General features: G+C 57.5%; 6 protein-coding genes and 1 pseudogene. 4 read left to right on the top strand and 3 right to left on the bottom strand.

The genetic code is table 11. The annotated features are described in order from the left end of the window. Together LJE91_07395 and LJE91_07400 are read left to right on the top strand one after the other, a co-directional pair. Positions 1 to 196 (top strand): hypothetical protein (locus tag LJE91_07395; protein MCG6868547.1); only part of this gene is annotated, 196 nt, incomplete at its 5' end. Positions 197 to 283: 87 nt separating this feature from the next. Then, positions 284 to 1,411, top strand: coding sequence for a methyltransferase domain-containing protein (locus LJE91_07400; GenBank protein MCG6868548.1), 1,128 nt, complete (start codon positions 284 to 286; stop codon positions 1,409 to 1,411). Between the two features lie 106 nt (positions 1,412 to 1,517). Here LJE91_07400 and LJE91_07405 read toward each other — a convergent pair whose 3' ends face one another. Then, on the bottom strand, positions 1,518 to 2,801 hold the full coding sequence (locus LJE91_07405) for an AAA family ATPase (GenBank protein ID MCG6868549.1): 1,284 nt from the start codon (positions 2,799 to 2,801) through the stop codon (positions 1,518 to 1,520). 100 nt (positions 2,802 to 2,901) lie between these two features. After that, complete coding sequence (locus tag LJE91_07410; GenBank protein MCG6868550.1) at positions 2,902 to 3,240, bottom strand: NHLP leader peptide family RiPP precursor; 339 nt, start codon at positions 3,238 to 3,240, stop codon at positions 2,902 to 2,904. A 776-nt stretch (positions 3,241 to 4,016) separates the two neighbouring features. Between LJE91_07410 and LJE91_07415 the strand changes: the two genes are divergently transcribed. Together LJE91_07415 and ftnA are read left to right on the top strand one after the other, a co-directional pair. Further along, positions 4,017 to 5,246, top strand: coding sequence for a cupin domain-containing protein (locus LJE91_07415; GenBank protein ID MCG6868551.1), 1,230 nt, complete (start codon positions 4,017 to 4,019; stop codon positions 5,244 to 5,246). Positions 5,247 to 7,020: 1,774 nt separating this feature from the next. Further along, positions 7,021 to 7,554, top strand: a complete 534-nt coding sequence (ftnA, locus tag LJE91_07420) for a non-heme ferritin (protein MCG6868552.1) — start codon at positions 7,021 to 7,023, stop codon at positions 7,552 to 7,554. A gap of 148 nt (positions 7,555 to 7,702) precedes the next feature. Here the strand turns inward: ftnA and LJE91_07425 are convergent. Continuing rightward, positions 7,703 to 7,897, bottom strand: a pseudogene (locus LJE91_07425) (sigma-54-dependent Fis family transcriptional regulator). Positions 7,898 to 8,404: the final 507 nt, after the last annotated feature.

Here is an 8,404-nt window from a genome sequence, read left to right on the forward strand (position 1 = left end):
CCTCGCCCGTCGCTCCGGCGCACCGGCCATCAACCAGTACTTCGTCAACCAGTACATCGCCGATCAGATCCAGATCAACAACCAGTACCAGACCCTCAACATCATCGACTCCAACCACGTCGATGCCGACCTCAGCGGTAACGCCTCCAACGGGCTCGAGGCGAGTTATCCCGCTCCATCGATCGCCACGGTTTGATTTCCGCAAAGAATTCGGTTCAACAAAAGCCCCACCTCCCGATGGGAAGTGGGGCGGAGATTGGACCGATCAGATCGGTACCGTCAGTTGCTCGCCGATTCCGTTAGCATGTCCATTACCTACGTCATCGCACCGGATGCCATTATTCGCTATGTGAGCGGAACTGCGTTGGTCCTGAACGGCAGTCGCGCAAAGTGTTACCGAAGCGATGACCGCCTGCTGCCGGCCGTTCTAAGCGGATTTGCTCGACCCGCCGCCGTCGAAGGCGTTGTCGGCCACTTTCCGCCCGAACAACAGGACACCGCGCGGATACATGTCGACAGACTCAAGGCAATCGGAGCCCTGCTCGTAGCGGGAAAAGACGCTACGCCTGAGCCCAACCCGCCCAGGGCCGTTCAGGCACAACTGGCCCTGCTGGCCGACACGATACAACGGCTCGCCGGCAGTCTTGCCGCCATGGGATCCTATGCGGCCCGGCGCATTACCGAATCGACTGGTATCTCGCCATCGACGCGACTCGCGGCTCTAGCCGCAGGTCTTCGCACGCTGGAACATGAGGTCAACAATCTTCGAACCGACTACGTCGCAGAGCAATTACAGCAGATCGGACTGCAGCCAGTCGCGAAGGGGTTGAAGCTTCACCTGGGCAGTGGCAAGTCGCGCCTACAGGGCTGGGTCAATATCGACACCTATCCTGCGGAACTTGCAGTTGACCTGCGCTGGGGCCTGCCGTTCGACGACGAATCCGCCGACTACGTGTTCATGTCTCACGTGTTCGAACATTTCTACTACCCGAACGAAGCGGTTGGCGTTCTGAAGGAAATTCACCGCGTCCTGTCCTGCGAGGGACGTTTACGGATCATCGTGCCTGACATCGAAAAGTGCATACATGCCTATGTGGAACACGATGCCACTTTCTTTGCCGAGCGTCGCAAGACCTGGCACTGGTGGCCGGAGTCTCTGACCAGGCTCGAAGATTTTCTCGCCTATGCCGGCGCGGGGCCGCATCCAGGTTTATTCCTGTCTGCTCACAAGTTCGGTTACGACTTTGAAACCCTGGAGCATGCATTGCGAAAGGCCGGCTTCAGCTCGGTTGTCCGCAGCGAGTTCATGCAAAGCGACGATCCCGTGCTGCGAGTCGACGACATAAGCAGCGTCGCCGGAGCACGCTACGGCAAGAAGTACTACTCGCTATTTGTTGAAGCACGCCCCTGACAGGCGGCGAGTGAAACAAAGACCGGAAGCAGGGCCCGATTACAGTTTCGTCCCAAGCTGACGGATATTGTGCTCCGTTCCCGATGTTCCCTAAAAGGCGCACCCATCAACCGACTGCTCTGTCCTCTTGTTCCTGGCAGAAGCGCAATATCCGGTTCGCCAATAGCTGGTGGTCGACCTCCTTGCTCGTATCGACGCTGATGGTGACAGCGCACTCATCCGGATCGAGTGGATCCAGCCTATCCAATTGCTCTTGCAGTATTCCTTTCGTCTTATCAGGACTCACCTCTTGTCCGTAAAAGAACGAACCGAAGGCGCGGCGCCTGTCTAGCCGTTCTCTAACTACTGCCAGGGGTGGCGAGCACGACAGAATACAGAATGGCAAATCGAGTTGCGCCGCCCTGGTCCGGAAACGCTCCCGGTTCCTGCCCTGCAGAAAACAGGAATCGACGATGACCGGCCAACCGGCACTTATGACTTGGCCGGTGAGCTCCTCAATCCGGTCTACAAGCTCGCCGGGCCTCAATTCAAAGCTGCCCCGCTGCCCCGACTTGCGCCGAATCAGCCACAACCGGCTACGTTCCGCGTCGATGCGCACGACGATCGCTCCGAGATATCCCGCGACCGCGGTGGCGAGGGTCGTTTTTCCCGCACCGCTGAATCCACAGGTAATGATCATCTTCGGCTTGCGACGCTGCGCGAGGTACTCGCCGCCGATGCGCAAAGCACGCTCGGTATCGGATCCCGAGCCCTCGCCTAAGGGAAAACTCGCCGGCGCATCTGAGGTCAGGCGCCGTTCGACATACAGCAATGCCTCGCGCGCAACCAGGGTACGCACAATGACGAGGGCATCGAAATCTCCTGAATACTCCAGCCAGGCTCCCATGAAGTAATTGGCCAGCACACCCAGCCCCAACAGCTCCAGCTCGAAGAGCACGCAGGCGACATCGCTCAATGCCTCCTTGCCGGACTCGCCGGTTGTTTCCTTCCCGGGGGAAACTTCGCCCAGAACCATCTGACCTTGATGCAGAAATACGTTTTTTAGGATTCGACCGCCGCTACCCGAGTAGCCGACTCCAGGACTGCATTCGTAATCGAAGGATGCATGATTCCGGCCGCATGGCTCTGTCCCGCTGCCTGCCAGCTTTCCGGACAATTCCCGCAGCTCGGACGTCGTTAGGCTGTCTGCGACGCGCTGCGCAATTTCCAGGCAATGGTCATAAAACTTGTCTGCCTGCAGGCGAGGACTGAGCTGGCAGAGCGAGGAATAGGGGTCGCACGCCAGCTTTGCGTGGCGCATCGCCAGTTCGGTTGCGAGTCGTTCAACATGGCCGCGCGAGAGCCTGCCCTTCTGGTAAGCGCTGAAGAGGCTGGCTTCCTCTGGCGGCATTGTCTTCCCCGAGTACCGGAGAATCAGGATATTTGGTTCACCGGGAAGCCGCACCCGGACAATAGCGGGTGCGACACCTGGTAGACGAGAAGATAAGTGGTTACTTCAAAACCGTGTCCAGCCACATATCGAGCGGATAACAGCTAAGAATTGTCCCCCGGTGAGAACTATCGGCCAATGTGAAGCCGCCTGCCACCGCTTCGAGTTCGTCTTCCGAAAGCTCGTCTGTCGGCGTCTGCCTGGCAGGAAGCACCAGATAGACGACATTCGGCGCTTCCTCTACCACTCTCAATTCTAGCTCAGGTGGCAATTCCTTTCCGAACTCCTTCTGGATTGCCGCCTTGGGATTGGTTAGCAGCTCTTCCCGGAAGACATCGTCCCTCATTGCCCTGGCGATGATCTTCGTCGTCTTCTTCGGTTGGGATTCTGTTTCGGTCATTGCATATCCTCCGTATAAAACCTATGTCAGCTAATCAACTTTCCGATTCCCATCTGGACCGCTTCAGGTGCGGACCTTCATACCCTGCAACGCCGTGAGCCCCGCCAGGAGCAAGAATCCGGCGCCCACCGTGGTACTCCCATATTCCCGATCAGCGTGGTTCCTGCTTGAATCGAAATCCCGCCGGCATTTTCCAGCCGTGGATCCCCCGCGGGGATTCTGGCGGCACGGAAACATAGCTGCAGTATAGGCTCAGCCACCGCCGCGATGTGCGAACAATTCACTCCCCGAAGACACCCCTGTTTGCGGACCGGGACTGACCACCACCAAAGGACTGGTGTAGGCACCTCGCGCCCCCGGATGATGGTGGGTCTGGGGATTCCAGGGGATACGCTAAGGCGCGTCCGGGTAGAGACCAGACGGTGAATATTTCCGCTACCGGTATGCTATTTTTATCCCTTCCGTCTGAGAGTAAGAACAGAACGTCCGGGAAATTTATGACGCGCTGCCTGCGAGGGGCGGTCGGACCGAATATTCCCACGGCTTGAGAGAGGTTACGAGCCCGCGGTGTCCGAGCCTGGTGAGGTGGGACTTGCAGTGGCAGCCAATCTTCTTGATCAGGCACGTGGGGGCGCAGACGTTTAAGCCTACCGATAACGATAGACGCTCAGGCATTTTGGTACCGGCTATGCTGGGCTTCCCGGCGCTCTGAAGATCTGGTCTGGTAGTCTCGCTACCAACAACAAACCGGTAACTGAATTCCGTGGACCATTGACATGCGTAATACCCACTTCGATCTCGAATGGTTTATCCATCCCCTGGGAACAGACGAGTTCATCCAGACGTACTGGGAGAAAAAGCCTTTCGTATTTCACAGAGGCGACCCCGAGTACTATGCGGATCTTTTTTCTGCCGATGACATCGACACGATTGTCAGATTCAGGCAACTTGAATATCTCCAACTCAGGATCGCCAGGACCGATAAGGAGACGCAGACGAGAAGGAACTTTTCGGTCGCCGATGAAGAGCTTTCTAATATAAACAGACTTTATAACGCGTACAATCTAGGCGACACCATAGTATTCAACTCCGCCAAGAGCTACTGGGAGCCGGCCGCTCGCCTCTGCACTGAACTGGAAAGATTTTTCAGCTTCCCGGTCGGTATAAATGTCTATGTCACCCCGCCGGGCGCACAGGGTTACCCTCCTCACTACGATCCACACGACGTGTTCGTTGCCCAAATCGAGGGAGCGAAAACCTGGCGGATTTACGACTCCTGGGTCGATCTGCCGTACGAACGTTTAGCGGATAAACCCGTTCCACTCGAGATGCCGAACGATCCGGAGCAGGAATTCACCTTGAACGCGGGCGATATCCTGTACATCCCGCGCGGTTACGTGCACGAACCTTTCACCACGGACCGGCCATCCATTCATTTCACCGTAGGTATCAGACCGTATTACTGGAAGGATCTGCTCGCCGATCTGTTGACGCTGGAAAGCGAGCATGATGTTGAACTGAGGAGGGCCCTGCCGATCGGCTACCTGAATAACGATGACGCCGCCAAGACACTCGAACAACGGGTACCTGAATTGGTGCACAATCTCGCCAAGAGCGACAAACTGAAGGCATGTATCGCACGACTTCAGGAGCGCTTCATCGACAGAATGCAGCCCTTGCCGGACGGCCACTTCCGCAGCCTCGCCAAGGCGGCGCAGATGAATCCGGACACGATGGTAGCAAGAAGGAAGGGCTTGATCTGTCATGTGACAGGGAACGAGGACAGCTCCCAGATCATTTTCCCCGGAAACCGAATCAAAGGGCCGGTTGATGTTGAGGCAGCGTGGCGTTTCATTGCCGATTCCGATGCCACATTCCCGGTCAGCGCTTTGCCGGGAAATCTCAGCGCCAGCAGCAAGGTGCTGCTGGCGCGCCGCGCAGTCAAAGAGGGGCTCCTGACCATCGTCGATCGGGAATCGTCATCGAGCGATCAGCGGGCCTCCTGACAAGCCAATGCCATCAACTTGGCGATAACCAACGGAAATCATTAACATTGCGGTTGATGTCTCAACCAGGAGAACGCGTGTGAAGAAGCACGCGCCCCCCTGCGCCGGGTGGTCACCGCCTGTTTGGATGCCTACGCCGGTGCCCATCGGCTCGTGCCGCGGCAGTGGCAGGTCTGCTGCCATGTCCGTGATTATCGCCCCTCGGCGCTGGGCGGACTGGCGTTGCAGTGCGCTACCTGGATCAACCCGATCCAGTCACCATCCGCCGGCGCCGTACTCTGCGCGACCAGGATCGGTAGTACCGCCCATCCTGGCGGCTCACCATGAGACCAAGTAAGCCTAGCAGGGCCACCGTTCTTTTCATCAATTGTGCGAACATTATCGTTTCTCCAAAGTAACGGGGCGAACCCCTGATCACCACACGCCGGGCTCAGCCCCCGGACCGACACGGCTCCGGCCACCCCGTCGCCGCAGATAGAAACCGAGCATGAGCAACACGATGCTGGCCCGCAGCGCTGCCCACACGAGGTCGAACAGCGCAACCTGACCGTCCTACCAGGCCCGAAACGTGCCGACGGTCAACCACATCGCCCAGACGAAGACCAGCACGATGGTCGTGAGCAGTGTCCCGGGCGTTACGCCAGGCCAGGCCTGGCCTGGCCTGGAACGTAGCGTTCTGTGCGTGCGTCATGGCTAGACTTCACTGCCGGTAGTCGCCGTGTGTGACCCTATGCGGGGCGCGTCGAGGCGTTCCTGGATGCCCGCGCGGATCCGCGAGAGGTCCTGGAGAAGCTAGTCGTAGCGGAAGCGAGTCCGGGCGTCGGGACTGCCCTGGGCCTGCGCCTCGACCGTGGCGATGAGCGATTAGAGGGCCTCTATATCGTGGACCAGGTGTGCGAGGGCTTTCGTTCGGCGTCGGGGTCCGCCAAGGCTGTGTTGCCCATGGCCAAGAGGTATGTGACCAAGGCCACCAATGGGGCGTGCCGGAGGTGACGTTTATGTGCTGCACATTCCATGAGGTACATCGTGCGTAGGCGGCGCGGTCATTGTGCATCCTGACCGGCGACACCTATGGGAGCGGTTCCGGTCGCTGTTTATGACCTTGTATGCCCCCAACTGGGAGGCGCTGATGAGCGCCTGTGCCGATCCTTCCAGGATCAAGTTTGTTCTGCCTACACCGGACACTTCGTAGCCGAACAGCTCCCCCTCCGTACCGCGTTGTGCCCCGAGCGATCACCTGAATTCAGTGTCCGGCAGATAAGGCAGTACCTTCAAATGCCACTGCCCTGGCGGAGGGTTACACTGTGGTCGACAACAAATTGGACATCGCTCAACATGGGTGGCGTTCATTCGCCGGGAGCGACTGTCCATACCAGCATGGATTCCGTACTCCGCCCACTATTGCTGGCAGTAGCGTACGCCAGTTTACCTTCGTTAAGTTAGTCTGCCAATTGTTACGTCCCCGGGCATTCCACGTCCATACGCTCGAAGGAATCGGGATAAGCTGTCCCTACCGAACACCATCCCACACCAGTACCCGACTTGACGATCTGAAGGGTCTGTTTCAAGCGGCAAGGGTCCGGGGCTACCGGGACACGAGAACCTTCATGACGATGATCTACCTGATTGTCCGTCCCACAGCGTCCACCCTCAAAGCCACATGAAACGTCGAACAGCCACCAAAGAGTCACAGGTATATAATTGTGCCGGTACGGTGGATGCCGCCTCACCGGGTTTTCATCAACTGCCTCTTCATGAATTTTGGAGTTTCGCTATGCTAAAGCAAGATCTGCTCGACAAGCTCAACCAGCAAATCAACCTGGAGTTCTATTCCTCTAACCTTTACCTACAGATGGCGGCTTGGTCCGAATACAAAGGTTTGGGCGGGTGCAGCCAGTTCCTGGTGCAGCATGCCCAGGAGGAGATGCTGCACATGCAGCGTCTCTTCACCTACGTCAACGAGACTGGCGCGTTGGCGAAGCTGGGCCAGATCGATGCCCCACCCACCGAATACGATTCGCTGGCAGACATGTTCAACCAGATATACAAACACGAGTGCTTCATTACCAGCAAGATCAACACGCTCGCGGATGCCTCCTTTCAAGGCAAGGACTATTCCACGTTCAACTTCCTGCAATGGTACGTGGCCGAGCAGCACGAGGAAGAAGCCCTGTTCAAGGGTATCCTGGACAAGATCGAGATCATCGGCACGGAAGGTAAGGGATTGTTCTTCATCGACCAGGAAATCGGCAAGCTTGCATCTGGCGGTAAAACTGCCGGCGCTACACTGGCGCCGGATTTGGCTTGACGGATCTGCGTGTGACACTGATTTAGGCGATTTCTTTCAGGTGATATGGCGAGCGGTGCACAGACGCTGGCTGAAGCGGCTTGCACAGGTGAAACCCGTAAATTTTCGAATTTTCGACGTTCCGGGATAGAACGCCTTCGGCAAGGTTTCAGGATTCCCGGTTCTGCTTGAAGTCCTTCGACCGCAGGCCATGTTTCTTCAGCAGCGTCTGCAGGTGGGACCGGGTCATTTCGATGCGCCGCGCCAGCTCCGTCACCTTGCCCTCAGTCTCTCGCAACCCGGATTCCAGATACTGCTTCTCAGCCTCGTCGCTCGCCGCCTTCTTCACCTCCACCAGCGAGGCGTGCGGCGAGATCTCGCTGGTGACGATCCGGATCAATAGGGTCAGACTCGATCGGTCAGGCTGCTTCTTCGGTAGGCCTCCGATTTCCTGTCGCCCCGTTGCGGTTTCGGGCTCACCGCCCGGTTGAGCTATCGCTCGATTCTGTCCTTGAATGTTTTCCTTCCCTGCACTCTGCATTTGTTAGTGGCGTCTCTAATCTCGGCCAGTGTATTCTCGGAAATTAGGGCCTTGAATAGGGCACGATAAGTCTTCTGGCGCTTCTGCTCATTCTCGCCGAGGGACTGGTATCACTCGTGAGGCGTGGTCAATGCGTCCCTTTCTCCAATGAATTGTGCTGGTAGCTCGACCAGGGGTATTCCCTCGGGTGGTCTACCATCCCCGCTTGTCCGCACGAGGTTGAGCTTATCCAGACAAAATCGATCGTCTTCGTCTGGATAGAGAAGCGGTTCGCGATTGTTGGCCTCACATGATGACATGCTTCTGCCCAGCCAGTATGAAACGGGGTAG

The organism is Gammaproteobacteria bacterium (genome assembly GCA_022340215.1).
Lineage (GTDB): Bacteria > Pseudomonadota > Gammaproteobacteria > JAJDOJ01 > JAJDOJ01 > JAJDOJ01.